This window comes from Kitasatospora sp. NPDC029367 (assembly GCF_055569135.1).
In genome coordinates this window covers 19,557-45,791 of the sequence record NZ_JBVHYH010000053.1, presented here as the reverse complement: position 1 = coordinate 45,791, position 26,235 = coordinate 19,557, and the positions used below count along the sequence as shown (strand labels likewise).

At 72.1% G+C, this 26,235-nt stretch carries 23 protein-coding genes; 17 read left to right on the top strand and 6 right to left on the bottom strand.

All coding sequences use genetic code 11. The features are described from left to right. Positions 1 to 339 precede the first annotated feature (339 nt). From ftsZ to ACZ4W5_RS25825, 6 genes are all read left to right on the top strand, one after another. Positions 340 to 1,572, top strand: a complete 1,233-nt coding sequence (gene ftsZ, locus ACZ4W5_RS25850) for a cell division protein FtsZ (protein WP_360227757.1) — start codon at positions 340 to 342, stop codon at positions 1,570 to 1,572. Beyond that, a complete protein-coding gene (gene pgeF, locus ACZ4W5_RS25845) occupies positions 1,569 to 2,300 on the top strand; it encodes a peptidoglycan editing factor PgeF (RefSeq protein ID WP_465657184.1) in 732 nt (243 codons plus the stop codon). Before ftsZ ends, pgeF begins: the two co-directional genes overlap by 4 nt. Then, the gene (locus ACZ4W5_RS25840; protein ID WP_360227751.1) at positions 2,300 to 3,088 is read left to right on the top strand and encodes a YggS family pyridoxal phosphate-dependent enzyme; all 789 of its coding nucleotides are present in this window, start codon (positions 2,300 to 2,302) and stop codon (positions 3,086 to 3,088) included. The genes pgeF and ACZ4W5_RS25840 overlap by 1 nt, the downstream gene beginning before the upstream one ends. 226 nt (positions 3,089 to 3,314) lie before the next feature. Beyond that, on the top strand, positions 3,315 to 3,923 hold the full coding sequence (locus ACZ4W5_RS25835; protein ID WP_030282899.1) for a cell division protein SepF: 609 nt from the start codon (positions 3,315 to 3,317) through the stop codon (positions 3,921 to 3,923). Between the two features lie 98 nt (positions 3,924 to 4,021). Beyond that, on the top strand, positions 4,022 to 4,303 hold the full coding sequence (locus ACZ4W5_RS25830) for a YggT family protein (protein ID WP_030282903.1): 282 nt from the start codon (positions 4,022 to 4,024) through the stop codon (positions 4,301 to 4,303). 59 nt (positions 4,304 to 4,362) lie between these two features. Beyond that, positions 4,363 to 5,694: a DivIVA domain-containing protein gene (locus ACZ4W5_RS25825; protein ID WP_465657182.1), complete on the top strand. Its 1,332-nt coding sequence runs from the start codon at positions 4,363 to 4,365 to the stop codon at positions 5,692 to 5,694. A gap of 414 nt (positions 5,695 to 6,108) precedes the next feature. Here ACZ4W5_RS25825 and ileS read toward each other — a convergent pair whose 3' ends face one another. Continuing rightward, the gene (gene ileS, locus ACZ4W5_RS25820; RefSeq protein ID WP_465657180.1) at positions 6,109 to 9,255 is read right to left on the bottom strand and encodes an isoleucine--tRNA ligase; all 3,147 of its coding nucleotides are present in this window, start codon (positions 9,253 to 9,255) and stop codon (positions 6,109 to 6,111) included. A 636-nt stretch (positions 9,256 to 9,891) separates the two neighbouring features. On the opposite strand from ileS, the gene ACZ4W5_RS25815 reads away from it, so the two are divergent. The 4 genes from ACZ4W5_RS25815 to ACZ4W5_RS25800 all read left to right on the top strand — a co-directional run bounded on the left by ACZ4W5_RS25815 (position 9,892) and on the right by ACZ4W5_RS25800 (position 12,652). Then, positions 9,892 to 10,359 carry a TraR/DksA family transcriptional regulator gene (locus ACZ4W5_RS25815; RefSeq protein WP_360244465.1) on the top strand — a complete coding sequence of 156 codons (468 nt, stop codon included), beginning with the start codon at positions 9,892 to 9,894 and terminating at the stop codon, positions 10,357 to 10,359. 146 nt (positions 10,360 to 10,505) lie between these two features. After that, positions 10,506 to 11,177 (top strand): signal peptidase II, encoded by a 672-nt coding sequence (gene lspA / locus ACZ4W5_RS25810; protein WP_465657199.1) that lies wholly within the window; start codon positions 10,506 to 10,508, stop codon positions 11,175 to 11,177. A 67-nt stretch (positions 11,178 to 11,244) separates the two neighbouring features. Next, on the top strand, positions 11,245 to 12,183 hold the full coding sequence (locus ACZ4W5_RS25805; protein ID WP_360244462.1) for an RluA family pseudouridine synthase: 939 nt from the start codon (positions 11,245 to 11,247) through the stop codon (positions 12,181 to 12,183). 1 nt (position 12,184) lies between these two features. Continuing rightward, the gene (locus ACZ4W5_RS25800; RefSeq protein ID WP_360244459.1) at positions 12,185 to 12,652 is read left to right on the top strand and encodes a GNAT family N-acetyltransferase; all 468 of its coding nucleotides are present in this window, start codon (positions 12,185 to 12,187) and stop codon (positions 12,650 to 12,652) included. A 68-nt stretch (positions 12,653 to 12,720) separates the two neighbouring features. Here ACZ4W5_RS25800 and ACZ4W5_RS25795 read toward each other — a convergent pair whose 3' ends face one another. Beyond that, on the bottom strand, positions 12,721 to 13,740 hold the full coding sequence (locus tag ACZ4W5_RS25795) for a mechanosensitive ion channel family protein (RefSeq protein WP_465657177.1): 1,020 nt from the start codon (positions 13,738 to 13,740) through the stop codon (positions 12,721 to 12,723). 127 nt (positions 13,741 to 13,867) lie between these two features. On the opposite strand from ACZ4W5_RS25795, the gene ACZ4W5_RS25790 reads away from it, so the two are divergent. Together ACZ4W5_RS25790 and ACZ4W5_RS25785 are read left to right on the top strand one after the other, a co-directional pair. After that, positions 13,868 to 16,753, top strand: coding sequence for an alpha/beta fold hydrolase (locus ACZ4W5_RS25790; protein ID WP_465657175.1), 2,886 nt, complete (start codon positions 13,868 to 13,870; stop codon positions 16,751 to 16,753). Continuing rightward, entirely contained in the window at positions 16,750 to 17,640 is an 891-nt protein-coding gene (locus ACZ4W5_RS25785) for an ABC transporter permease (RefSeq protein WP_360244450.1), read from the top strand. Before ACZ4W5_RS25790 ends, ACZ4W5_RS25785 begins: the two co-directional genes overlap by 4 nt. 60 nt (positions 17,641 to 17,700) lie before the next feature. Here ACZ4W5_RS25785 and ACZ4W5_RS25780 read toward each other — a convergent pair whose 3' ends face one another. Continuing rightward, positions 17,701 to 18,312, bottom strand: coding sequence for a TetR family transcriptional regulator (locus ACZ4W5_RS25780; protein ID WP_465657174.1), 612 nt, complete (start codon positions 18,310 to 18,312; stop codon positions 17,701 to 17,703). A gap of 107 nt (positions 18,313 to 18,419) precedes the next feature. Beyond that, complete coding sequence (locus ACZ4W5_RS25775) at positions 18,420 to 19,688, bottom strand: MFS transporter (RefSeq protein ID WP_465657172.1); 1,269 nt, start codon at positions 19,686 to 19,688, stop codon at positions 18,420 to 18,422. 158 nt (positions 19,689 to 19,846) lie between these two features. On the opposite strand from ACZ4W5_RS25775, the gene ACZ4W5_RS25770 reads away from it, so the two are divergent. The 3 genes from ACZ4W5_RS25770 to ACZ4W5_RS25760 all read left to right on the top strand — a co-directional run bounded on the left by ACZ4W5_RS25770 (position 19,847) and on the right by ACZ4W5_RS25760 (position 21,754). Continuing rightward, positions 19,847 to 20,224 carry an ArsR/SmtB family transcription factor gene (locus ACZ4W5_RS25770; protein ID WP_402483297.1) on the top strand — a complete coding sequence of 126 codons (378 nt, stop codon included), beginning with the start codon at positions 19,847 to 19,849 and terminating at the stop codon, positions 20,222 to 20,224. 83 nt (positions 20,225 to 20,307) lie between these two features. Beyond that, a complete protein-coding gene (locus tag ACZ4W5_RS25765; protein ID WP_465657170.1) occupies positions 20,308 to 20,886 on the top strand; it encodes a dienelactone hydrolase family protein in 579 nt (192 codons plus the stop codon). A gap of 109 nt (positions 20,887 to 20,995) precedes the next feature. Beyond that, positions 20,996 to 21,754 carry an HAD family hydrolase gene (locus tag ACZ4W5_RS25760; protein WP_360244438.1) on the top strand — a complete coding sequence of 253 codons (759 nt, stop codon included), beginning with the start codon at positions 20,996 to 20,998 and terminating at the stop codon, positions 21,752 to 21,754. Positions 21,755 to 21,817: 63 nt separating this feature from the next. Here the strand turns inward: ACZ4W5_RS25760 and ACZ4W5_RS25755 are convergent, their stop codons facing one another. After that, positions 21,818 to 22,264, bottom strand: coding sequence for an Lrp/AsnC family transcriptional regulator (locus ACZ4W5_RS25755; RefSeq protein ID WP_465657169.1), 447 nt, complete (start codon positions 22,262 to 22,264; stop codon positions 21,818 to 21,820). A 93-nt stretch (positions 22,265 to 22,357) separates the two neighbouring features. Here ACZ4W5_RS25755 and ACZ4W5_RS25750 point away from each other — a divergent pair, with 93 nt between their 5' ends. Both ACZ4W5_RS25750 and ACZ4W5_RS25745 read left to right on the top strand, forming a co-directional pair. Further along, on the top strand, positions 22,358 to 23,173 hold the full coding sequence (locus ACZ4W5_RS25750; RefSeq protein ID WP_465657167.1) for an LLM class flavin-dependent oxidoreductase: 816 nt from the start codon (positions 22,358 to 22,360) through the stop codon (positions 23,171 to 23,173). Beyond that, a complete protein-coding gene (locus tag ACZ4W5_RS25745; protein WP_465657165.1) occupies positions 23,170 to 23,607 on the top strand; it encodes a nucleoside deaminase in 438 nt (145 codons plus the stop codon). The genes ACZ4W5_RS25750 and ACZ4W5_RS25745 overlap by 4 nt, the downstream gene beginning before the upstream one ends. Before the next feature lie 83 nt (positions 23,608 to 23,690). On the opposite strand, the gene ACZ4W5_RS25740 is transcribed toward ACZ4W5_RS25745, so the two are convergent. Then, positions 23,691 to 25,802: a transglycosylase domain-containing protein gene (locus ACZ4W5_RS25740; RefSeq protein ID WP_465657164.1), complete on the bottom strand. Its 2,112-nt coding sequence runs from the start codon at positions 25,800 to 25,802 to the stop codon at positions 23,691 to 23,693. Between the last annotated feature and the right edge of the window lie 433 nt (positions 25,803 to 26,235).

Below are 26,235 nucleotides of genomic sequence, written 5' to 3'. Positions count from 1 at the left end.
AGGGGTTGACGCTTCGGAGTGTCGGCCCGACCCTTGGTGGTCACCCCGGTTTCCATTGCCGGCCGATGATCACATAGGCTCAAAAGAAAAAGGGAAGCTCGGCGTGTTCGTTGAAACGCGTGCCCGGAGCCACCTAGTGTCCTGTGTCACCAGACTGTGTCCATTGGTGATGTGACGGAGACACAGGACTAACCCTAAAGGTCAAGTTTAGGGTTGGGGTCGGCGGTCGGCATTTCGGACATTCAGTCAGAAACCAGGCTCCCTACCCATCGACATCCGTCGACACGGCCCCCCGCTGGGGCGGGTCGACCCGGAAATTCGAGGCGAGAGGCCTTCGACGTGGCAGCACCGCAGAACTACCTCGCAGTCATCAAGGTCGTCGGAATCGGCGGCGGTGGTGTCAACGCCATCAACCGGATGATCGAGGTCGGTCTCAAGGGCGTCGAGTTCATCGCGATCAACACCGATGCGCAGGCCCTCCTCATGAGCGACGCCGACGTCAAGCTCGATGTGGGCCGTGAACTCACCCGGGGCCTCGGCGCCGGCGCCAACCCCGAGGTCGGCCGCAAGGCCGCCGAGGACCACCGCGAGGAGATCGAGGAGGTCCTCAAGGGGGCCGACATGGTCTTCGTGACCGCCGGCGAGGGCGGTGGCACGGGCACGGGCGGCGCGCCCGTCGTCGCCAACATCGCCCGCTCGCTGGGCGCCCTGACCATCGGCGTGGTCACCCGCCCCTTCACCTTCGAGGGCCGCCGCCGGGCCAACCAGGCCGAGGACGGCATCGCCGCCCTGCGCGAAGAGGTCGACACCCTCATCGTGATCCCCAACGACCGGCTGCTGTCCATCTCGGACCGCCAGGTCAGCGTGCTCGACGCGTTCCGCTCGGCCGACCAGGTCCTGCTCTCCGGTGTCCAGGGCATCACCGACCTGATCACCACCCCGGGCCTGATCAACCTCGACTTCGCCGACGTCAAGTCCGTCATGTCGGACGCCGGTTCGGCGCTCATGGGCATCGGCTCGGCCCGCGGTGAGGACCGCGCCAAGGCCGCCGCCGTGATGGCGATCTCCTCGCCGCTGCTGGAGGCCTCGATCGACGGCGCCCGCGGCGTGCTGCTGTCCATCTCGGGCGGCTCCGACCTCGGCCTGTTCGAGATCAACGAGTCGGCCCAGCTGGTCAGCGAGGCCGCCCACCCCGAGGCCAACATCATCTTCGGTGCGGTCATCGACGACGCGCTCGGCGACGAGGTGCGGGTCACCGTCATCGCCGCCGGCTTCGACGGCGGCCAGCCGCCGGCGATCGTCCGCGACCCGGTGGTGAAGTCCACCACCCCCGCCGCCCCGGCGACCCCGCCGGCCGCCCCGGAGCGCCCGGCCGGCCGGCCGTCCTACGGGAGCATCGGCTCGGTGACGTCCCGTTCGGAGGGGGAGGCCCCGGCCGCCCCGGCACGTTCGGCCGAGACCTCGGCCACCACGACCGCCGCCGCCCCGGTGCCGCCGCAGGTGCAGCCGGCCCGGCAGCCGTTCGTGGAGAGCCCGGCCGAGGAGCTCGACGTGCCGGACTTCCTTAAGTGATCGATCACGCGGTTCGCGCCGGTGCTCACTTCGCCTTCACCGATCGGTGGGGCGGGGTGAGCACTTCGCCGTACGGGGAGCTCAACCTCGGCGGTGCGGTGGGCGACGACCCGGAGGCGGTCCGGGAGAACCGGGCCGTCGCGGCCCGGGAGCTGGGGATCGACCCGGCCGACGTGGTCTGGATGAACCAGGTGCACGGCGCCGAGGTCGCCGTGGTGACGCAGCGCCAGCCGCTCGGGCAGGCCCCGACGGTGGACGCGGTGGTCACCGACCGCCCGCTCGCGCTCGCAGTGCTGACCGCGGACTGCACCCCGGTGCTGCTGGCCGACCCGGTGGCGGGCGTGGTGGGCGCGGCCCACGCGGGCCGGCCCGGGCTGGCGGCCGGAGTGGTGCCCGCGGTGGTGCGGGCGATGGTCGAACTGGGGGCCGAGCCGGCGCGGATCACCGCCGCCACCGGCCCCGCGGTCTGCGGCCGCTGCTACGAGGTGCCGGCCGGGCTGCGCGCCGAGGTGGCCGAGGTCGTCCCGTCGGCCTTCGCCGAGACCTCGTGGGGAACCCCGGCGCTGGACGTGCCGGCGGGGGTCGCCGCCCAACTGGCCGCGGCGGGGGTCACCGAACTGGTGCGCTCACCGGTCTGCACCCTCGAATCCGCCGATCACTTCTCCTATCGTCGCGAGCAGCGCACGGGTCGGCTCGCGAGCTACGTCTGGTTGGACTCTGATCACTGATGACGAACGACATCTACGGGCCGTTCCCGGGGAGCAGGCAGTTCTCGGAGGCCCTGACGAACGGCCAGCGGGCCCGGTACGAGCAGCTCGGGACCAACCTCGAAGTGGTCGAGCGCCGGATCGCGGACGCCTGTGCGGCGGCCGGACGCCCGCGCGAGGACGTCAGCCTGATCGTCGTCACCAAGACCTACCCGGCCGAGGACACCGCGCTGCTGGCCGGGCTGGGTGTGACGGACGTCGCGGAGAACCGCGACCAGGACGCCGCTCCCAAGGCGGAACAGTGCAGAAACCTTCCTCTTAGTTGGCACTTCGTCGGCCAGCTCCAGACCAACAAGGTCCGCTCGGTGGTCCGCTACGCGAACCACGTGCACTCGGTGGACCGGCTGCGGCTCGTCGAGTCGCTCTCGGCGGCCGTGCTCAAGTCCGAGCGCCCGGAACTGGGCTGCCTGGTGCAGGTGGCACTGGACAAGGAGCACGGGGAGGGCGCGCACCGGGCCGGGGTCGCCCCCGAGGACGTCGCCGAACTCACCGACGCGATCGCCGACGCGCCCGGGCTGCGCCTGGACGGTGTGATGACGGTCGCTCCGCTGGCCGGCCCGCTGGCCGGAGACCCGGTCCGGGCCTTCGAGCGGCTGGCGGAAATCGCAACCGCCGTACGGGCGGCCCATCCGGCTGCCACCATGGTCTCCGCAGGCATGAGCGGCGACCTTGAGCAGGCGATTGCCGCCGGAGCGACACATGTACGCGTCGGAACGGCGGTACTCGGAGTGAGGTCACCCCTCGGGTAACGTCACCGGGTAGTAGATCAGACTGCAGGACAAAATAGGACAGAAGCTAGCAGCTTTCCGAAGTGCTAGCCAACCGTGGATCGCAGCTCCGCGGCCCCAATCCCACGAACTCTGACGGCGCGTCGCCTTGACGGGCCGTCGTGGGCGGACCGCGGAATCCGCAGGCAGGGCCGCGGCCCGCCCGCTGGGACGGAGCCGGTCCACCACAAGCGGAGGAGACAGGAGCATGGCCGGCGCGATGCGCAAGATGGCGGTCTACCTCGGCCTCGTGGAGGACGAGACGTACGACGGCCAGGGGTACGACCCCGACGACGACTACGACGCGGACCCCGAGCCGATCCGCACGGGGCAGCGGACCGAGGACATTCCCCGGCCGGCAGCCGCCCCCGCGCCCGCCCCGGTCTCCTCGATCACCCCGCAGCCGGTGCCGGCCGCGGTGCCGATCCGGCAGGAGACCCCGAGGATGGCCCCCGTGTCGTCCATCACACCCGAACGCCGCCACAACCTGGAGAAGAGCGCCCCGGTGATCATGCCCAAGGTCGTGAACGAACGAGAGCCCTACCGCATCACCACGCTGCACCCCCGGACCTACAACGAGGCCCGTACCATCGGGGAACAGTTCCGCGGCGGGACCCCCGTGATCATGAATCTGACCGAGATGGACGACACGGACGCCAAGCGGCTCGTAGACTTCGCCGCTGGACTCGTCTTCGGTCTGCACGGCAGTATCGAGCGCGTGACACAGAAGGTGTTCCTGCTGTCGCCTGCTAACGTCGATGTCACGGCGGAGGACAAGGCTCGGATCGCCGAGGGTGGGTTCTTCAACCAGAGCTGACCCGGCCACGACTTTACGTGTGGATCTGATCAACAGTGGTTGGCGACAGGTGACGAGCGGCGGGCCCCAGGGCCCGGGACCGGGGAGAGGGAAACGCGATGGACATCGTGTGGGCGGTGCTCTACTACGCCCTGACCGTCTTCCTGGTGTTCCTGCTCGTGCGACTGGTCATGGACTGGGTCTTCCAGTTCGCGCGTTCGTGGCGGCCGGGCAAGGCCATGGTCCTGGTCCTGGAGGCCACGTACACTGTCACGGATCCGCCGCTCAAGCTTCTTCGGCGGTTCATCCCGCCGTTGCGTTTCGGGGGCGTGGCGCTCGACCTGTCCTTCTTCGTACTGATGATCATTGTGTATGTCCTGATCTCGCTTGTGCACCCCTAGTCGTAGGTGAGCGATGCGACAGGATGCCGGTGTGCCGACGATCACGTTGAGGTGAAGAGATGCCATTGACCCCCGAGGACGTTCGGAACAAGCAGTTCACGACCGTCCGCCTGCGTGAAGGCTATGACGAGGACGAGGTCGATGCCTTCCTCGACGAGGTCGAGGCGGAGCTGACCCGCCTCCTCCGGGAGAACGAGGACCTGCGGGCCAAGCTGGCCGCCGCGACTCGCGCCGCCGCGCAGAACCAGGCCAACATGCGGAAGGAGCCGCCGCAGGACGCCCAGCGTCCGGCCGCTCCCGTCCCGGCCGCCATATCCGGCCCGCCGGTCCCCGGCCAGCAGGGTCCGGGTGGCCCGCAGCAGATGGGCCCCGGCGGCCCGCAGCAGATGGGTCCGGGTGGTCCGCAGCAGCAGCAGATGGGCAACCAGCCCCTCGGCCTGCCGTCCGGTGCGCCGCAGCTCCCGGCCGGCCCGGGTGGTCCGATGGGCCCCGGCGGTCCCCAGCAGATGGGCCAGACCATGGGCGGCCAGCAGCAGCTGGTCCAGCCGATGGGCGGTCAGATGCTCCAGCCCATGGGCGGTCCCGGTGGCCCGCAGCAGATGGGCAACCCGATGGGCCAGGGCATGGGCCAGCAGCAGCAGATGCAGCCGATGGGTGGCCCCATGGGCGGCCCGCAGCAGATGGGCGGCCCGCTCGGCGGCCCGATGCAGCAGCAGGGCCCCGGCGGCGACAGTGCCGCCCGCGTGCTGGCGCTCGCCCAGCAGACCGCCGACCAGGCGATCTCCGAGGCCCGTTCCGAGGCCAACAAGATCGTCGGCGAGGCGCGCAGCCGGGCCGAGGGTCTGGAGCGGGACGCCCGGGCCAAGGCCGACGCCCTGGAGCGGGACGCGCAGGAGAAGCACCGCGTTGCGATGGGGTCGCTGGAGTCCGCGCGGGCCACGCTGGAGCGCAAGGTCGAGGACCTGCGGGCGTTCGAGCGTGAGTACCGCACGCGCCTGAAGTCGTACCTGGAGACCCAGCTGCGTCAGCTGGAGTCGCAGGCCGACGACTCGCTCGCGCCGCCGCGGATCCCCGCCACCGCGTCGCTGCCGCCGGCGGCGTCGTCGATGGCTCCGGCCGGTGGGGGGTCGATGGGCTCTGCGCCGTCGTTCGGTGGGAACCAGCCTTCGTTCGGTGGCAACTCGCCGTCGTTCGGGGGGCAGAGTTCCTTCGGTGGGAATCCGCCGGCGCCGAGCTTCGGTGGGCAGCAGGGTGGGAACGGTGCGCCGCAGATGCAGCCGGCCGGGATGACCCAGCCGATGGCGGCCGTGCGGCCGCAGCCGCCGCAGCCGATGCAGCAGGCTCCGGCGCCGATGCGGGGCTTTCTGATTGACGAGGACGGCGACAACTGAGGTTGTAGCTGGGGTTTTGGGGCGTCCCCTTTCTGGCCTTTGGGCTGGGGAGGGGGCGTCTTTTTTGTGTTCGGGGGCGGGGGCCGCTGCGCGGGGCTGGGGTGGGGGGTGGGCTTTCGGGAGGGTGGGTTGGTCCGGGGGCGGTTCCGGGGGTGGGCGCTCCGGGGGCTGGATGATTTTCGGACCGCCGACCCTCATGGTGGGGGGTGCTCGCCGTTGGCGGTCTGAAAATCACCCGTCACGCCCCTCTCCGCACCCACCCCCTCCACCGCCCCCTCCCGCAGCGCGTCCCTCTCGCCTGGGTCGGGTGAGGGGGAGGTGGGTGGGTGCTGTGGGTGGGTTGGTGCGGGTTGGGGGTGGGTGGGGGGATGCCTACGGCCCCCGGCGGGGCGCCGGGGGCCGTAGGGGTGGGGGTCAGGCCTTGCGGAGTTGGAAGGCGAGGCCGAGGGAGTCGTCGGTGAAGGTGTCGGAGGTCCAGTCGGCTGCGCCGGCGGCGAAGTCGGTGGCGAGGACCTCGTCGGCGACGAGGGGGCCGTGTTCGGCGATGGCTTCGGCGGTTTCTTCGGAGGTGGCGCGCCAGCGGAGGATGATGCGGTCGGCGACGTCCAGGCCGGAGTTCTTGCGGGCCTCCTGGATCTGGCGGATGGCGTCGCGGGCGATGCCGAGGCGCTTGAGTTCGGGGGTGATGGCCAGGTCGAGGGCGACGGTGGCGCCGGACTCGTTGGCTACGGCCCAGCCCTCGCGGGGGGTCTCGGTGATGATGACCTCGTCGGGGGAGAGGGTGATCGGCTCACCGTTGAGGTCGACGCTGGTCTCGCCGGTGGCGCGCAGTTCGGCGGCGAGGCGGGCGGCGTCGGTGGCGGCGACCGCCTTGGCGACGTCCTGCACGCCCTTGCCGAAACGCTTGCCCAGGGCGCGGAAGTTGGCCTTGGCGGTGGTGTCGACGAGTGAGACGCCGCCCGCCCCGGACGGGGACAACCCAGTGAGGGATTCGAGGGTGGCGACGTTGAGCTCCTCGGCGATCTGCGCGCGCAGGTCGGCGGGCAGCTCCTCCCAGCCCTGGGCGGCGACCAGCGCGCGGGAGAGCGGCTGACGGGTCTTCACGCCGGACTCGGCGCGGGTGGCCCGGCCGAGCTCGACCAGGCGGCGGACCAGGGCCATGTGGCGGGAGAGGTCGGCGTCGATCAGGGTCTCGTCGGCCTCGGGCCAGGTGGCCAGGTGGACGGAGGACGGGGCCTGGGGGTCGGTGGGGACGACGAGGTCCTGCCAGACCCGTTCGGTGATGAACGGGGTGAGCGGGGCCATCAGGCGGGTGACGGTCTCCAGCGCCTCGTGCAGGGTGGCGAGCGCGGCGGCGTCGCCCTGCCAGAAGCGGCGGCGGCCGCGGCGGACGTACCAGTTGGAGAGGTCGTCGACGAAGCCGGAGAGCAGCTTGCCGGCGCGCTGGGTGTCGTAGGCCTCGAAGGCCGCGTCGACCTCGCGGACCAGGGTGTTCAGCTCGGAGAGCACCCAGCGGTCCAGCTGCGGGCGGTCGGCCGGGGCCGGGTCGGCCGCGGAGGGCGCCCAGTTGGAGGTGCGGGCGTACAGGGCCTGGAAGGCGACGGTGTTCCAGTAGGTGAGGAGGGTCTTGCGGACCACCTCCTGGATGGTGCCGTGGCCGACCCGGCGGGCCGACCAGGGCGAGCCGCCGGCCGCCATGAACCAGCGGACGGCGTCGGCGCCGTGCTGGTCCATCAGCGGGATCGGCTGCAGGATGTTGCCCAGGTGCTTGGACATCTTGCGGCCGTCCTCGGCCAGGATGTGGCCCAGGCAGACGACGTTCTCGTAGCTGTTCTTGTCGAACACCAGGGTGCCGACCGCCATCAGCGTGTAGAACCAGCCACGGGTCTGGTCGATCGCCTCGGAGATGAACTGCGCCGGGTAGCGCTTCTCGAACAGCTCCTTGTTCTGGTACGGGTAGCCGTACTGGGCGAAGGGCATCGAGCCCGAGTCGTACCAGGCGTCGATGACCTCGGGCACGCGGGTCGCGGTGCCGCCGCAGTCGCGGCAGGCGAAGGTGACCGCGTCGATGTACGGGCGGTGCGGGTCGAGGCCGCTCTGGTCGGTGCCGGTGAGCTCGGACAGTTCGGCCAGCGAGCCGACGCAGGTGAGGTGACCCTCCTCGCAGCGCCAGATCGGCAGCGGGGTGCCCCAGTAGCGGTTGCGGCTGAGCGCCCAGTCGATGTTGTTGTTCAGCCAGTCGCCGAAACGGCCGTGCTTGACCGTCTCCGGGAACCAGTTGGTGGCCTCGTTCTCGCGGATCAGCGCGTCCTTGACCGCGGTGGTCCGGATGTACCAGGACGGCTGCGCGTAGTAGAGCAGCGCGGTGTGGCAGCGCCAGCAGTGCGGGTAGCTGTGCTCGTACGGCAGGTGGCGGAAGAGCAGGCCGCGCTCCTTGAGGTCCGCGACCAGGGCCTCGTCGGCCTTCTTGAAGAACTGGCCGCCGACCAGCGGGACCTCGGGGGCGAAGGTGCCGTCGGCCAGCACCGGGTTGACCACCGGGAGGCCGTACTTGCGGCAGGTCGCGAGGTCGTCCGCGCCGAAGGCGGGGGACTGGTGGACGATGCCGGTGCCGTCCTCGGTGGTGACGTAGTCGGCGTTGAGGACGTAGTGGGCGTCCTCGATCTCGACCAGGTCGAAGGGGCGGCGGTAGGCCCAGCGCTCCATCTCGGCACCGGTGAAGGACTCGCCGGTGGTCTCCCAGCCCTCGCCGAGGGCCTTGGCGAGCAGCGGCTCGGCGACGACCAGCTGCTCGGTGCCGTCGGTGGCCACCACGTAGGTGACCTCCGGGTGCACGGCGGCGGCGGTGTTGGAGACCAGGGTCCACGGGGTGGTGGTCCAGACCAGCAGGGCGGCCCGGCCGGCCAGCGGGCCGCTGGTCAGCGGGAAGCGGACGAACACCGAGGGGTCGACGACGGTCTCGTAGCCCTGGGCCAGTTCGTGGTCGGACAGGCCGGTGCCGCAGCGGGGGCACCAGGGGGCGACGCGGTGGTCCTGGACGAGCAGGCCCTTGTCGAAGATCTGCTTGAGCGACCACCAGACGGACTGGACGTAGGAGGGGTCCATCGTCCGGTAGGCCTCGTCGAGGTCGACCCAGTACCCCATGCGGGTGGTCAGCTCGGCGAAGGCGTCGGTGTGGCGGGTCACCGAGTCGCGGCACTTGGCGTTGAACTCGGCGATGCCGTAGGCCTCGATGTCCTGCTTGCCGGAGAAGCCGAGCTCCTTCTCGACGGCCAGCTCGACCGGGAGGCCGTGGCAGTCCCAGCCGGCCTTGCGGGCGACGTGGTAGCCCTTCATGGTCCGGTACCGGGGGAAGACGTCCTTGAAGACGCGGGCCTCGATGTGGTGGGCCCCGGGCATGCCGTTGGCGGTCGGCGGACCCTCGTAGAACACCCACTCGGGGCGCCCCTCGGACTGCTCCAGGCTGCGCTGGAAGACCTTGTTGTCCTGCCAGAACGAGAGGATCTGGTGTTCGAGGGCGGGGAGATCGACCTGTGCGGGGACGGGGTTGTAGGAGCTCATCGCGGGTGTCTACCTCCGGCGGATGCTGGGACTGAATCCTCCGGAGGGACGAGACGGCCTTCGCCGACCCGCGGTACCACCCTCCTTGGCCGCGGTGGTGCGGTGCGGCCCTCTTGTTTGGGGTTGCTGCCGGGTCTAGTGGGCCGCTGGGTGGCGGCCGTTCTTCCGGCGGCTCCGGGGTGATCTTCCCGCCGTGCACACCCCCGGGCTCGCACCGTCCCCGGGTCGCTGGTGGCTGCGTACGTCGGTACTCGTCCCATCTGCGCCTTGCAGGGCCAGTGTATCGGCCGGGCGAGACGGTTTGTCCAAAGGAATTCGGGGGAGCGGGTACCGAGGGCCCCATCCGGGCTGGTCGGCGGGGGCGGTTAGGCGGGGGTGAGGTGGGCACAAGTCTGTCAGCGCGCGGGGCGTGGCGGCTGGGGCGGCTGCCTGGGTGGGATCATCCTGAGGCGCCGGTATGTCATGTTGTGACCGGTTTTGATCGGGATTATCGTTCCGGCACTGGAAGCCGCCGGGAACCGGCGGCTCGATTCGTTCGTAGATGGGGTCGAAGCCATGGCTGAGAAAGCAACCGGCGCGGGTACCGCCACCAAGCGGGCACGCAAGGCCGTGGCGGCCGATCCAGGGGAGGGGACCGTGACCACTACCGCACCTCAGAACACCAGCACCGACACCGTCACCGTGCCGCGCGGCGCGGAGGCGGTCGACCCGGCCACGCTGCCCGTCCGGCCCGGCGAGGACCCCTGGACCTCGGAGGAGGTCCACGAACTGCACGACGAGCTGATCAACGACCTGGAGCGGCTGCGCGGCGAGATCGACGCCGCCGACGCCGCCATCGCCGGCCTGATGCGCGACTCCAACGACGGAGCGGGCGACGACCAGGTGGACGCCGGTACGAAGAACATCTCGCGGGAGAGCGAGCTGGCGCTCGCCAACAACGCGCGGGACAGCCTCGCCCAGACCGAGCGCGCGCTGGAGCGGCTGGAGGGCGTCGGCTTCGGCACCTGCGAGTCCTGCGGGCAGGCCATCGGCAAGGCCCGGATGCAGGCCTTCCCCCGGGCCACGCTCTGCGTGCAGTGCAAGGCCAAGCAGGAACGCCGCTGAGGAAGTCCGCCGACCGGACCGGCGGGCCGGGCGACCGGGGCGACGCGGGGGGTCGGGCTTGCCGTACGCTCGACCCCGTAACCTCGCCTGACCCGTCGGTACGGACGCGTTCAGGCCCTCATCGGCTCACATCGGCAGCGGAGCGGATCATCAGTACGCAAGGTTCCCCCCAGACCCGGGACGAGGCCGTCCCGAACCCCGCCGATGGCGTGGAGGTGGCCGTGGCCGAGTCCAGCGGGCCCGCGGGCGGCGAGTCGGCTCCCGCCGGTGACACTACGGTCGCCGGTGGTGCCACGGCGGTGGAGAAGCCCAAGGGCCCGCGCCGGATCGGGGTGCTGCTGGTCGTCGCCGTCCTCGCGTTCCTGATCGACCTGGCCAGCAAGCTGCTGGTCGTCGCCAAGCTGGAGAACCACGCGGCGATCAAGGTGGTCGGTGACGTCGTCACCCTCCAGGTGATCCGCAACTCCGGCGCCGCCTTCGGCATGGGCCAGGCGCTGACCGTGGTCTTCACCATGATCGCCTCCGCCGTCATCGTGGTGATCTGGCGGATCGCCCGCCGGCTGTACAGCCTCCCGTGGGCGATCGCGCTCGGGCTGCTGCTCGGCGGCGCCCTCGGCAACCTCACCGACCGGCTGTTCCGCGCGCCGGGCGTCTTCCGCGGCCACGTCGTGGACTTCATCTCGGTCCAGCACTTCGCGGTCTTCAACCTCGCCGACTCGGCGATCGTCTGCGGCGGCATCCTCGTGGTGCTGCTCTCCTTCCGCGGCAGCAACCCGGACGGGACCGTCCACCAGCAGGCGGAGAAGAACGGGAAGTAGCCCTCCGGCCGCTGCCCGGAGCAGCGAGCGGGAAGGGGCGCGGCGGGTTTCCGGCATACTCGTACGGGTGAGTACCGCAGCGCAGATCCGCAGCCTCCCCGTTCCCGACGGCCTGGAGGGCGAGCGTCTCGACGCCGCCCTCGCCCGGATGTTCGGCTTCTCCCGGACCAAGGCCGCGGAGCTGGCCGCCGACGGCAAGGTGACGCTCGACGGCGCCGTGGCCGGCAAGTCGGACCGGGTGACCGCCGGTTCCTGGCTGGAGGTCGAGATCCCCGCCCCCGCCGCCCCGGTGCAGATCGTGGCCGAGCCGGTCGAGGGCATGCGGATCGTCCACGACGACGACGACATCGTGCTGATCGACAAGCCGGTCGGCGTCGCCGCGCACCCGAGCCCCGGCTGGACCGGCCCCACCGTCATTGGCGGACTCGCCGCGGCCGGCTACCGGATCTCCACCTCCGGCGCCGCCGAGCGCCAGGGCATCGTGCACCGGCTGGACGTCGGCACCTCGGGCCTGATGGTCGTCGCCAAGTCCGAGCGGGCCTACACCGACCTCAAGCGGCAGTTCCACGACCGGATCACCGACAAGCGCTACCACACGCTGGTCCAGGGCCACCCGGACCCGCTGAGCGGCACCGTCGACGCGCCGATCGGGCGCCACCCCAGCTCGGACTGGAAGTGGGCGGTGACCCGCGACGGCAAGCCGTCCGTCACCCACTACGACCTGATCGAGGCGTACCGGGCGGCCTCCCTGATGGCGATCAAGCTGGAGACCGGCCGCACCCACCAGATCCGCGTCCACATGTCGGCGCTGCGCCACCCCTGCGTCGGCGACCTGACGTACGGCGCCGACCCGACGCTGGCCAAGCGGCTGGGGCTGACCCGGCAGTGGCTGCACGCCGTCTCGCTCGGCTTCGAGCACCCGTCGGACGGGCAGTGGGTCGAGTTCAGCAGCGAGTACCCGGCCGACCTGCAGAAGGCGCTGGACATCATCGCGGCGGAGAGCTGAGATGACCGTCTCGGTACGGGTCCGGGTCGCCGAGGGCGAGGCGGACCTGGAGCTGGTCCGGGCGATCCGGCGCGAGGTGTTCGTGGTCGAGCAGAACGTGCCGGAGGAGCTGGAGTACGACGCGTACGACGCGACCTCGGTGCACGTGCTGGCCGTGGGCGCGGACGGGGCCGGGCTCGGGACCGGGCGGCTGATCTTCGGCGCCGAGGCGCTGGAGCTGACCGGGGGTGTCGAGGGCCGGGTGCTGCTCGGGCGGCTCGCGGTGGTGGCGGCGGCGCGGGGGACGGGGCTCGGGGCGGACCTCGTCCGGGCGATCGAGGCGGCCGGGCGTGAGCGCGGGGCCGTCGAGGTCGAGCTGCACGCGCAGGTGCAGGCGCTCGGGTTCTACGAGCGGCTGGGGTACGCGGCGGAGGGGCCGGTGTACGAGGACGCCGGGATTCCGCACCGGACGATGACGAAGGCGATCTGAGGGCGGATCGTGCGAATCCCCGTGTCCCGAGAGGGGCGCGGGGATTCGTGTTTGGAGGGCGCGCGGGGTCAGTCGGGGGTGGTGCGGAGGCGGGGGAGGGCGTGGGGGTGCCCGTCTCGCAGGTGGGCGATGAGCTGTTCGCGGATGTCGAAGCGGAGTTGGGCGGCGTCGTCGGGGGTGCGGGCGGTCATGGTGGCGCGGACGAGGATGGTGCTGGGGGTGGTGTCGGTGACGACGAGGGCCCACTCCTCGCCGTCCCAGCGGGGGTGCCGCTCCAGCAGGGTGTGCAGGGTGGCGCGGAGCTCGTCGACCCGGGTGGTGTGGTCGAGGTGGAGCAGGACGGCGGCGAGCAGGCCGGGGTCGCGGCGGGTCCAGTTCTCGAAGGGCTTGTTGACGAAGTAGGAGACCGGGACGACCAGCCGGCGGTAGTCCCAGAGCCGGACCACCAGGTAGGAGAGGGTGATCTCCTCGACGGTGCCCTGCTGGCCGTCCACCACCACGGTGTCGCCGATCCGGACGGTGTCGCCGAAGGCGATCTGCAGGCCGGCGAAGAAGTTGCCCAGGGTGCTCTGGGCGGCGATGCCGGCCACGATGCCGATCAGGCCGGCCGAGGCGAGCAGGCTGGCGCCGACGGTGCGCATCGCGGAGAAGGTCAGCAGCATCACGGCGAGGGTGACCACGACGATCACCGCGCTGATCACCCGGCGCAGCATGCCGATCTGGGTGCGCACCCGCTGCACCCGGGCCGGGTCGTCGGAGACCGTCTCGTACCGGCGGAGCAGCGCCTCCAGGGCGGCGGCCGCCACCCGGACGGTGAGCCAGCCGAGGGAGGCGATCAGGAGCAGCAGGAGCAGGTGGCGGGAGCCCTCGTCCGCGGTCCGGTGGAAGATCCGTCTCAGTGGGTTGGCGGCGAGCAACAGGGCTGAGACGACGGCGAGTTGGAGCGGGATCCGGCAGCGGCGGAGCAGTGCCCAGACCGGGGCCTCCGGGTGGCCGGCGCTGATCCGCTGGAGGGCCTGGTCGACGGTCCAGCCGACCGCGAGGGTGGCGGCGACGGTGGCGAGCAGGGTGATCAGCGGCCAGAGCACGGGGACCTTCTCGATGGGGGAGAGGCGGGTGAGCCGTACGATACCGGCGTTTAGCGGGTGGAACCGGACGAAAAGGGGTGGTGGCTTTATCGGGCGCCTACCCCGGCGGCGGATACGATCAGCCCCCATGGAGCTCGGTGGGGCATGGCGTCGATGGCGCGGACGGGGAACGTCGGTGCGGCGCAGGCTGCTCGCCGGGGCGGTGGCCCTGGTGGCGGTCGCCGGGGTGGGCACGGTGGCGGTGGCGTCCGACGGCGAGCAGTCGGTCCGTGAGGAGGATCGTTTCCTCAGCATGCCGGAGACGCCCGGCAGCACCCAGCAGGTCCAGTTGGACACCTCCTTCTTCACCACCGGCAGCGCCCCGCGACCCGCCGTCCTGCTCGCGCACGGCTTCGGCGGCTCCAAGGAGGGCGAACGGGACCGCGCCCAGCAGTTGGCCCGGCAGGGCTACGCGGTGCTGACCTGGTCCGCGCGCGGTTTCGGGCACTCCGGCGGGAAGATCGGGCTGAACGCGCCCGACCGGGAGGTCGAGGACGTCAAGCACCTGGTGGACTGGCTCGCCCAGCGGCCCGAGGTGAAGCTGGACGGGCCCGGCGACCCCAGGGTCGGGATCACCGGGGCCTCGTACGGCGGGGCGATCTCGCTGCTGGCCTCGGCCTACGACCACCGGATCGACGCGGTGGCCACCCAGATCACCTGGTGGAACCTGGCAGACGCGCTGTTCCCCCAGGGGGTGCAGGGCTCGGGCGCGGCGGACGGCGTGTTCAAGAAGCTGTGGGCCGGGATCTTCTTCACCACCGGCTCGGCCGGGGACCTCGGGCCCTCGGGCGGTGCGCCGCGCAGTGGGGCCACCACCGGGAGTGGGAGTGGGAGCGGGGACGGGGCCGGGCCGGGTGCCGCCCCGGGTGCGGCCCCGGCCGACGGGCAGGTGGGCTGCGGGCGGTTCCTGGACTCGCTCTGCCAGATGTACGACCGGGTGGCGACCGCCGGGCACGCCGATCCGGAGGCCGTCGCGCTGCTGGACAGGTCCAGCCCGTCCTCGGTGGCGGCGCAGCTCAAGGCCCCCACCCTGGTGGTGCAGGGGCAGCAGGACTCGCTGTTCCCGCTCGACCAGGGCGACCGGATCGCCCGGGCCGTCGCCGCCAACGGCGCGCCCGTCTCGGTGGACTGGTTCGCGGGCGGGCACGACGGCGGGACGGACACCAGCGCCCGGGTGGACGACCGGGTCACCGCCTGGTTCGACCACTACCTCAAGGGGCGCGGCAACGACACCGGGCCGCAGTTCCGGGTGACCCGGACCGGCGGGGTCGACTCGACCGGCTTCCAGGCCGTGCTGCGCGGCGCCGACGCCGACCGGTACCCGGGGCTCGGCGGGACGGGCACCCGCTCCGTCGAGCTGACCGGCGGGGAGAAGCCCGTCGCCAACCCGCCCGGCGGGGCGCCGCCGGGAATCTCGACGCTGCCGGGGATCGGCGCGCTGAGCCAGGCGGCCTCGCTCGGGGCCGGGCTCTCACTGGACTTCCCCGGGCAGAACGCCACCTTCGAATCCGCGCCGCTGGAGAAGTCGCTGCACCTGACCGGGCAGCCGACCGTAGCGGTGCGGGTGAAGGCCGACCGGCCGGACGCGGTGCTGTTCGCCAAGCTGTACGACGTCGGGCCGGACGGCAAGGCGGTGCTGCCGCAGCAGTTGGCGGCCCCGCTGCGGGTGACCGGCGCGGACGCGGACGGCGGGAGGACGGTGACCGTCCAACTGCCCGCGGTGGACCACGACTTCCCGGCCGGGCACCGGCTGCGGCTGGTGCTGGCGGCCACCGACCTGGCGTACGCCTCGCCGGTCGAACCGGCGACCTACCGGGTGGCGGTGGCCGGGGCGCTCGCCGCGCCGACCGTCGAGGAGCTGGTCACCGAGGCGGCGCCGCTGCCCGCGCGGACCTGGCTGCTGCCGGTGGTCGCCGTGGTGGTGGCCGCCGGGCTGGTGCTGGTGCCGTTGCTGCGGCGGCGCCTGGCGGCCGGTCGGCTGTCGGGGTCGTCTGGGCCGTCGGGGTCGTCGCGGCCGTCGGGGCCGTCGGGGCCGGAGTTCGATCCGGAGCTGGCCGGGGTGCCGCTGCGCATCAGCGGCCTGAGCAAGCGCTACAAGGGCTCCCAGGACCGTTACGCGGTACGGGAGTTGGGCTTCCGGGTGGAGCAGGGCCAGGTGCTCGGCCTGCTCGGTCCGAACGGGGCGGGCAAGACCACCACGCTGCGCATGCTGATGGGACTGATCCGGCCCGACGCCGGGGAGGTCCGGGTCTTCGGGCACCTGATCCGCCCCGGGGCGCCGGTGCTCTCGCGGGTCGGCGCCTTCGTGGAGGGCGCGGGCTTCCTGCCGCACCTCACCGGGCGGGCCAACCTGCGGCTGTACTGGCAGGCCACCGGGCGCCCGGAGGCCGACGCCCGCTTCGACGAGGCGCTGGCGATCGCCGGGCTCGGCGAGGCGCTGGACCGCGCGGTGCGGACGTACTCCCAGGGCATGCGCCAGCGGCTCGCCATCGCGCAGGCGATGCTCGGGATGCCGGACCTGCTGATCCTGGACGAGCCGACCAACGGGCTGGACCCGCCGCAGATCCGCGAGATGCGCGAGGTGATGATCCGGTACGCGGCCGCCGGCCGGACCGTCATCGTGTCCAGCCACCTGCTGGCCGAGGTCGAGCAGAGCTGCACCGACCTGGTGGTGATGGACCGCGGGCGGCTGGTCACGGCCGGGCCGGTCGGCGAGATCATCGGCGCGGGTGAGCTGCTGATGATCGGCGTGGCCGCGGGCTGCGACCCGGAGTCGGTGGTCGAGAAGGTGGGAGCCCTGGCCGGGGTCGGCTCGGCGGAGGCCGTCGCGGGCGGGCTGCTGGTCCGGCTGGACGGGCTCGCCGCGAGCGAGCTGCTGGCGGAGCTGGTGCGGCTGGGGGTGCCGGTGGAGAGTGCCGGACCGCAGCGGCGCCTGGAGGACGCGTTCCTGTCGTTGATCGGAGGTGCGGCGTGAGCGCCGGTACTACGGATCGGGTCCCGGCCGGGGCCGGGCCCGTCCCGACGGACCATGCGCAGGGGTACCGGGCGAGCCGGACCCTGCCGCTGCGGGTCGAGGCGATGCGGCAGCTGCGCCGTCGCCGCACGATGGTGATCGGCGGGGTGCTGGCCGCGATGCCGTTCGTCATCCTGGCGGCGTTCCAGATCGGCGGCACCCCCGGGCGCCCCGACCGGACCACCTTCATCGACCTGGCCACCGCCTCGGGCGCCAACTTCGCCGTCACCATGCTGTTCGTCGGCACCGGCTTCATGCTGGTGATCCCCGTCGCGCTGTTCTGCGGGGACACCGTGGCCTCCGAGGCCAGCTGGTCCTCGCTGCGCTACCTGCTGGCCGCGCCGGTGCCGCGGGCGCGGCTGCTGGTGCGCAAGTTCGCGGTCGGGCTGGCGTTCTCGGCGGTCGCGATCGTCATGCTGCCCGCGATCGGACTGGTCGTGGGCACGGTGGCGTACGGGTGGGGGGACCTCAAGCTGCCCGCCGGGGCCAGCCTGCCGGCCGGGGAGGCACTGCCCCGGATCGCGATCGCGGTGGCGTTCGTGTTCCTGAGCGAGCTGGTGATCGCGGCGCTGGCGTTCTGGCTGTCGACGGCGACGGACGCGCCGCTGGGGGCGGTCGGCGGGGCGGTGTTCCTGTCGATCATCACCGGGGTGCTGGACGCCGTCACGGCCCTGGGCGACCTGCGGGAGTGGCTGCCGGCGCACTGGCAGTACGCCTGGGCGGACGCCCTGCAGCCGCAGTTGGAGTGGGGCGGCATGGTGCAGGGGGTGTCGTTGTCGCTGTCGTACGCGGTGGTGCTGTTGGCGCTGGCGTTCCGGGGGTTCGCCCGCAAGGACGTGGTGTCGTAGCGGGGGCTCGGCCGGTGGGGCGTTCGGTTCAGCCGGGTGTCGGGGTCAGGGGCGTCAGGGTCAGGGGAGCGCGGGGGCCGGGGTGCCGGACAGGGCGTCGAAGAGGAGGCGCCACAGCGGCTCCCCGCCGGGGGTGCGGGTGCCGGTCACGTCCCCTTCGGCGCCCTCCGTACGGGTGTTCAGCAGTCCGCGGATCACGGTCAGCAGCAACTCGGCCACCAGGGAAGCACTGTGGGCGGGGAAGCCGCTGTCGCGCTGGGCCCGGCGGACCAGGTCGGTCAGCGAGACGTGCATCTCGGCGAGGACGTCGTCGGGGGAGTTCGCCAGGTCGGGGCAGTCCGCGGCGAGCCGGAGCGCGGCGCGCAGCCGGAGGTCGGAGCGCAGCCGGTCGGCGAGGGCGACCATGATGCCTTCGAGGGCCCCGGCGGGGTCGGCGCCCGGGGTGTCGTACTCGGTCCGCAGGCTCGCCCAGGTGCTCCGGGACTCCTGGATCAGGGCCCGGGCCAGCGAGGCCTTCGAGGGGAAGTGGCCGTAGAGCGCGCCCTTGGTCATGCCGATGCGGTCGGCCACGGTGTTCAGCGTGGTGCTCTCGTAGCCCTGGGCGGCGAAGATCTCGGCCGCCGCCGTCAGGACCTTCTCCCTTGTGCGGCGCGCCCGTTCCTGCTGTGCCATGCCACTGCCCTCCCTCGTCGCGACAGCCCATACATACCATCGGGATGGAATGTTGTTGCAAAGCTTCCTCCATGGGAGGGGGTGCTCCGGGAGTGCCTCCCGGACCGTCAGGCCGGGTCGGTCACCCCGCGCCCGGTGGTGAGGACCAGCAGGCCGCCGAGGACGGCCAGGCCCAGCAGGACGGCGCCGAAGACCGTGGCGCCGGTGGTCAGGCCCACCGCGTCGCTGAGGAAGCCGGCCGAGACGGGCAGCAGGCCGGCCGGGAGGTAACCGCCCACGTTGAGCGCGGCGTTGGCCTCGGCGAGGCGCTGCGGCGCAACCCCGCTGTTCAGCAGTGACAGGCCGCCGAGCTGGCCCGCGCCCTGGCCGGCGCCGGCCAGCAGGGCGGCGAGGACCAGCGCCGCCGGGCTCCCGGTGTGCACGGCGGTGACCAGGGCGGCCATGCTCAGTGCGGTCGCCGCCGCACCGGCCGTCAGGATGCCGCGACGGCGCAGCCGCTGGACGGCGAACTGCACCCCGGTCGCGACGAGGAACATCACGAAGGCCATCGCCCCGGCGACGATCCGGTTGGTGCTGCCGAGCAGGCCGGACAGCAGGGAGGGGCCCAGCGAGAGCACGAACGAGGTCGCGGTGATGCCCGGCGCGAACACCGCGATGCCGAGGGCGAGTCGGCGGCCGTTGCCGCGCGGGACCCCGGGCACCCGGATCCAGGGGCCGCGGCCGCGGGACTCCGGGCGGGGCACCGGCATCCGCAGTACGACCAGCACCGCGGCGGCCAGCAGCACGGCCTCGACCGCGAAGACGGTACCGGTCGGCGCGGGGGCCAGCTCGGAGAGCAGGCCGGCGAGCAGCGGGCCGAGTCCGGCGCCGAAGACCATCGCGCAGGAGGCGAGCAGGGCGGCGGTCCGCCTGCGCTCCGGCCCGGCGACGTCGGTCACCGCGGCCATTCCGGCCGAGACGACGGCGCCGACCGCGATGCCGGTGAACAGCCGCGCCACGATCAGTGCGGCGACGCTGGTGGCGGTACCGAAGACCAGGCAGGCGGCGAGGGCGAGCGCCAGGGCGGGCAGCAGGACGGGCTTGCGGCCGATCCGGTCGGAGAGCACGCCGGAGACCAGCAGCGAGCCGATCAGGCCGGCGATGTAGCACGCGAACACCACGGTGAGGGTGCCCTTGGAGAAGCCGATGTCGTGCTGCCACAGCCCGTACAGCGGGGTGGCGGCGTTGGACAGGACGAAGACGGCGGTGACCGGCCAGGCGGCGAGCCAGATCCACCATCGGGGGGCGGGTGGGGTCGGGGTGGCGGCGGGTGGGTTGGGGGCGATGGCCTCCGGGGTCGGGGTGGTGGCGGCCGGGGTGGTCCTGGTTGCGGGCATGACGGGTCCCTCCCGAGGCGGGCTGCGGGGCTCCGCAGCTGTACGAGTTGAGTCGAACTTAGCATCCAGTACGATTGGAGTCGTACTGAAATCCGGGATCGCCTCGCGGGCCGTCGGGCCGGTGGAGTCGAGGAGTTGAGGAGTTGAGGACCGTGCCGATGCCGACGAGCGCCGCTGCCGCACCCGCCGTCAAGGTGCTCCCCGAGCCGTCCGGCCTGCCCGAACCGCTGCCCGAGCCGGGCCGCGACGAGCTGCGGCTGGAGACCGTGCTGGGCGCGCTCAGCGACCCGCTGCGGCTGACGATCGTGCGCAAGCTCCTGCTGGAGTCCGAGGACTACGACCACTCCTGCGGCTGGTTCGGCCTCGACCGGCCCAAGTCCTCGCTCACCCACCACTTCAAGGCGCTGCGCGAGGCGGGGGTCACGCGCCAACGGCAGTACGGGCTGGAGCGCCGCAGCCATGTGCGGGTCGAGGACCTCGACGCCCGCTTCCCGGGGCTACTCGCGCTGGTGGCGGCCTGGAGCCCGCAGGGCTGACGGGCCTCGTGGTGAGGGGTTCGCCGCCGGGTGCGGGATCATGGGTGGGTATCCCTGAACTCGTTCGTCGAAGGACCCGAACCGTGGCCCAGATCGTCCTCTTCCACTCCGCCCACGGCCTGAGCCCGGCCGTACGGGCCGCCGCCGACCGGCTGCGCGCCGCCGGGCACACCGTGCACACGCCGGACCTGTTCGAAGGGCGCACCTTCGACGACAACGAGGCCTCCCAGGCGTACCAGGAGGAGATCGGCGGCGGCGACGAACTGCTCCGGCGCGCGGTCGCGGCCTCCGCCCCGCTCTCCGAGGGCGGGCTGGTGTACGCCGGGTTCTCGCTCGGCGGCGCGATCGCGCAGAACCTGGCGCTGGCCGACGAGAAGGCGCGCGGGCTGCTACTCCTGCACGGCACCTCGGACCTGCGCGAGGACGCGGTGACCTCCGTCCCCGTCCAGCTGCACATGGCGGAGCCGGACCCGTTCGAGCCGGAGGACTGGCTGAACGCCTGGTACCTGCGGATGCTGCGGGCGGGCGCGGAGGTCGAGGTGCACCGCTACCAGGGCGCCGGGCACCAGTTCACCGACCCGGACCTGGACGACTACGACGCGGAGGCCGCCGAGCGGGCCTGGGTGGCGGCGCTGGACTTCCTGGCGGACCTGGAGGCGTAGCGCCGGGGACGGAGACGGCCGGTCGCGGACGGACGGTCGCGGACGGCCGGGGGCGCCCGGGCTCCGGTGGCGGTGCGGCCACGATCCGTCCGGTGGATATCATCCGGTAATGGCTGAACTTCGCTCCCGCACGGTGGTTTTCGACATAGACGGCACGCTCTGCTTCGACGGGCGGACGATCGACCGGCGCATCCTGGACGCGATCGGGGAGTGCGAGCGGGCCGGGTTCCGGCTGGTGTTCGCCTCCGCGCGACCGGTGCGGGACCTGCTGCCGGTGCTCGGCGGGGCGTTCCCCGGTGCGGTGCTGATCGGCGGGAACGGCAGCCTGGTGTCCGTCGACGGGCGGGTGGAGGCCCGGGCCGCGTTCCGGGCCGCCGGGTTCGGGGCGCTGATGGAGGCGGTCGGGCGGCACGGGGCGACGTATCTCGCGGACGGGCCCTGGGACTACGCGTACACCGGGCCGGCGGACCACCCGATCCGCGGCCGGGTGGACCAGGGCGGGCTGGCCCGGCGGGTCGAGCTGGCCGAACTGCCCGAGGTGGTCAAGTTCCTGGTCGTCGGCGGCGCCGACCCGGCCGGGCTGGCCGAGGTCGGCCGGGGGCTCGGACTGACCGTCAACCACCACCTGGACGAGGCGATCATCGACTTCGCGCCGGGGGCGACGAACAAGTGGGAGGCGCTGCGGTCGCTGGGGATCGCGGAGTACGTCGCCTTCGGCAACGACATCAACGACCTCGACCTGCTGCGGAACGCGGAGCGGTCCGTACGGGTCGGTGCGCACGCCGGGCTGGACGGGGTCGCGCAGGTGACGGTCCCCGCCGAGCCGGCGGCGGTGGCGGCGGAGATCGGCCGGGTGGCGGTCGGCTGACCGTTCGCCACGGTTTCTGTTGCGGTTGCTGTTACGGGCGGGTGCCGTGGCGGGCGGGTGCGGTCAGGGGCGGGCCGGGCCGCGGCGGGGGAGGGTCTGGCTGTAGACGACGCTGGTGGTGGTGGAGCCGAAGCCGGCCAGCGAGTCGATCAGGGTCTCCAGGTGTTCCATGGAGGTCGCGGCCACCTTGAGGGTGTAGCAGTCGTCGCCGGTGGTGCGCAGGCACTCCAGGATCTCGCGGCGCTCCGAGAGCAGGTGGTGCAGCGGCTGGTGGCGGTTGCCCGGGTACTTGAGGCGGACCACGGCGAGCACCGGGTAGCCGACCTTGGAGAGGTCGACGCTGGCGTGGTAGCCGGTGATCACGCCCAGCGACTCCAGGTTCCGCACCCGCTCGGTGGTGGCGGACGGGCTGAGGTTGACCCGGCGGCCCAGCTCGCTGAGCGAGATCCGGGCCTCCTGCTGGAGCTGGTCGATGATCGCCCAGTCGGTGTCGTCGAGGTTCACGGCCATTCCGCGATTTTACCGGGGGATTCACGGCCGGGGGCTGGTTCTGCCGTGATCATCGGGTTCCCTGCCGGATGCGGCCGGGAATAGCCTCATGGCATGCAACTAGGCGTCAACGTACCGAACTTCGGGCCGGGGACCGACCCCGGCATGCTGCGCGACTGGGCGCGGGTGGTGGAGAGCCTCGGGTTCGACCTGCTGATGGTGTCGGACCACGTCGCCGTGACGGCGGACGTGGCCGAACGCTACCCGGAGCCCTTCTACGACCCCTTCGCCACGCTGTCCTGGCTGGCGGGGGTGAGCGACGGGCGGATGCGGCTGGGCACCACCGTCCTGGTGATGCCGTACCGGCACCCGCTGCTGGTGGCCCGGATGGCCACCAGCCTGCACCGGCTCAGCGGCGGGCGCTTCGTGCTCGGCGTCGGAGTCGGCTGGGCGCGGCAGGAGTTCGAGGCCCTCGGGGTGCCGTTCGGGGCGCGGGGGCGGCTCACGGACGAGTACCTGCGGGCGGTGCGGGACGCGTGGGCGAAGCAGGGGGAGGGCGCCGCCGCCCCGGTCTGGGTCGGCGGCCACAGCGAGGCGGCGATCCGACGGGTGACCGAGCTCGGCGACGCCTGGCACCCGCTGCGGCTGCCGCTGGCCCGGATGCGGTCGGTGGTGACCCGCCACGAACTGCCGGGCTTCGCCCCGCGGATCGCGCTGCGGCTGACCGACGGGCCGCACGACGACCCGGACCGGCCCGCCGGGGTCGGCAGCCTGGCCCAGGTCGTCGACGACCTGCGGGAACTGCGCCGACTCGGCGCGGAGGCCGTGGTGTTGGACCCGTACCATGCGGACCCGGAGGAGACCCGCCACCCCGAGACGGCGTGGCGCGCCCTGACGGCCGTGGCCGAGGAATGGAGGAGGACGGCGTGATCACGACTGCCGACGAGGCGCTGCTGCGGCGCGCGATCGGAATCGCGGCCCGGGCCGTGGAGTCGGGCGACGCACCGTACGGCTCGCTGCTCGCCGGGGCGGACGGGACGGTGCTCGCCGAGGCGCACAACACCGTCCGGCGGGACGACGACATCACGGCGCACCCGGAGTTGAAGCTCGCCCGGTGGGCGGCCCGGGAGCTGGACGAGGAGGCGGCCGCCCGTACCACCATGTACACCAGCTGCCAGCCCTGCGGGATGTGCACGGGGGCGCTGGTCCGGTCGGGGATCGGGCGGGTCGTGTACGCGCTCGCGACCGAGCAGTTGGTGGAGCTCAATCCGGCGTCCGGGGCCTGGCCGGTGGTGGCGCAGGAGGGGCCGGCGCTGTTCGAGGAGGCGCGGGTGCCGATCGAGCTGTACTACCGGGGGGACTGAGGGCGGGCCGCCGGCCGGTCGAGCCGGCGGCCCCTCGGGGAGTGAGGGGCCGCCGGGGTGGGGGTGCGGTCGGCCGGCAGCGGTCAGTTGTCGTCGGACGGGGCGCCGGTCCGGGAGCCGGACGGGGGGCCGGACGGCGGGGTCGTGCCCGTCCCGGTGCTGCTCGGGTCGGGCTTCGGCGGGGCCGGGTCGGGGATGTCGGCCATCGGGAGGGACTGCTTGGGCGTGCCGCGCAGGGCGTCGTTCATGGCGTCCCGCCAGATCGGACCCGGGCCGTCGGCGCCGAACACCTCGGTGTGGAAGTCGCCGTTGATGGTGATGTTGCGCATCTCGACACCGCCGGCCGGGCCGCCCAGCCAGACCGCGGTGGCCAGCTGCGGGGTGTAACCGTTGAACCAGGCGGCCTTCTTGTGGTCCGAGGTGCCGGTCTTGCCCGCGATCTGCCGACCGTCCTTCAGGTTGAGCGCGGCACCGGTGCCCTTGTTCTCGGTCACCCCGTTCAGGACGGTGTTCATCGCCCGGGCCGTCGAGTCGGAGAACACCTTCTCGCAGTGGCCGGGCGGGGCGGGGACGTCCTTGCCCTCCACCGTGGTGATCCTGGTGATGGCGACCGGGTCGCAGTGGGTGCCCTCGGCGGCGAAGGTCGCGTAGACGTTCGCCATGGTGAGCGGGCTCATCTCCTCGACGCCCAGCGCCATCGCCGGGACCTCCTCCAGCGGCTTGCCGCTGGCCTTGGTGGTAATGCCGAACTTGTTGGCCATCTGCTTGACCGCGCAGAGGCCGATGTCCTGCTCCATCTGCACGAAGTAGGTGTTGACCGAGAGGGCCATCGCCATCTTGAGCTGGTACGGGCCCTTCTCGTTCACGGACTCGTTGGGCACCACCGTCCTGGGGTGGCCGTCGTTGCGCCAGGTCCCCTCGCAGGTCTTCATCGTCGGGTACTCGAGCTTGTTCGGCGCCGAGTACTCCTGGGTCGGCGGCAGGCCGGCCTCCAGGGCCGCGGCCGCGACGATCGGCTTGAACGTGGAGCCGGGCTGGAAGCCGGCGCCGCCGCCCATCGCCTGGTCGACGTTGAGGTTGACGACGGTCTGGTTCTTGGTCGTGTCCAGGCCGTACGGGCGGGTCTGGGCCATGGCGACGATCTTGCCCGTCCCGGGCTCGACCATGGTGGCGGCGGCGGAGACGGTGTCGGTGACCTTCACGTTGCCGCTCACCGCGTTCTGGGCCGCGGCCTGCTTGTCCGGGTCCATCGTGGTGTAGATGTTCAGGCCGCCCTTGTCCCAGAACTTCTTCCGGTCCTCGGCGGTCTTGCCGAACACCGGGTCCTGCTTGACCACATGGCGCACGTAGTCGCAGAAGAAGCCCATGCCGGCCTTGGCGGTGATGCAGCCGTTCTGCGGGTCCTTGTACTTGAGGCCCAGCGGGGCGGCCTTCGCCTCGGCCGCCTGGTCGGCGGTGATGTGCTTGTTCTCCAGCATCTTGTCGATGACGGTGTCCCGGCGCTTCTGCGCGGCCACCGGGTGCAGCTTCGGGTCGTACTGGGAGGGGTTCTGCACCAGGCCGGCGAGGGTGGCGGCCTCGGCGACGGTCAGGTCCTTGTTGCTCTTGGAGAAGTAGCGCTGGGAGGCGGCCTCCACGCCGTAGGCGCCGTTCCCGTAGAAGGTGATGTTGAGGTAGTTGGTGAGGATCTGCTCCTTCGGCAGTTCCTCGTCCAGCTTGATCGCGATCTTGAGTTCCTGGATCTTGCGGCCCAGGGTCTTGCGCTGCGCCTCCTTGACGGCGTCCTTGTTCTCGCCGGCGTTCTCCACGTTGACGTTCTTGACGTACTGCTGGGTGAGGGTGGAGGCGCCCTCGGCGGCGGTGCCCTTCTCCGCGTTCTTGCCGAGCGCGCGCAGGACGCCCTTGAGGTCGACGGCGCCGTGCTCGTAGAAGCGGGCGTCCTCGATGTCCACCTGGGCGTGCCGCATGTACGGCGACATCTGGTCGGCGGTGAGGACGGTGCGGTCGCGCTCGTAGACCTTGGCGATCAGGCCGCCCTTGGCGTCGAAGATCTGGGTGGCCTGGGTGAGCGGCGGGGTCTTGAAGTCGTCGGGAATGTCGTCGAAGCCTTCCGCGGTGCTCTTGGCGGTCAGCCCGACGCCTCCGGCGACCGGCAGCACCAGGCCCGCCAGCAGCACGCCGGACACGACGCTCACACCCACGAAGGTCGCACCGAGACGGGCCAGCCGGAGCGGCGACCTGCGGGCCGGCCGGGTATCGGCGGTATCGGCACGGTCGGAGGAATTTCGTATCGGCGGGAGTTTCGATTCCATTCCGGAATGCTAACCGTCGGTCCTCGCTGGGCGAACGACTTTTCGGCCGGGACTGTCACGGCCTTGCAACAGATGGTCGCCGGGCCTTCGAGAAGGAGAATCGCATACGAACTCAATGAATTCGGGGGAATTATTCGCTACGTACTCGAATCGACGCACCCGGCGGTGCGGCCCTCCCCTCCCCGTGACCCCTCCCACCACCCTGATGCGGTGGCAGCGGCGAAACGTTGCGCCGCAGGACGATCCGGGGGAGGAAACGGCGCTCCGCGCAGGCGCCGGGGTGGCCCTCTCCAGGGGCGGGCGGGCTAGAGTGGAC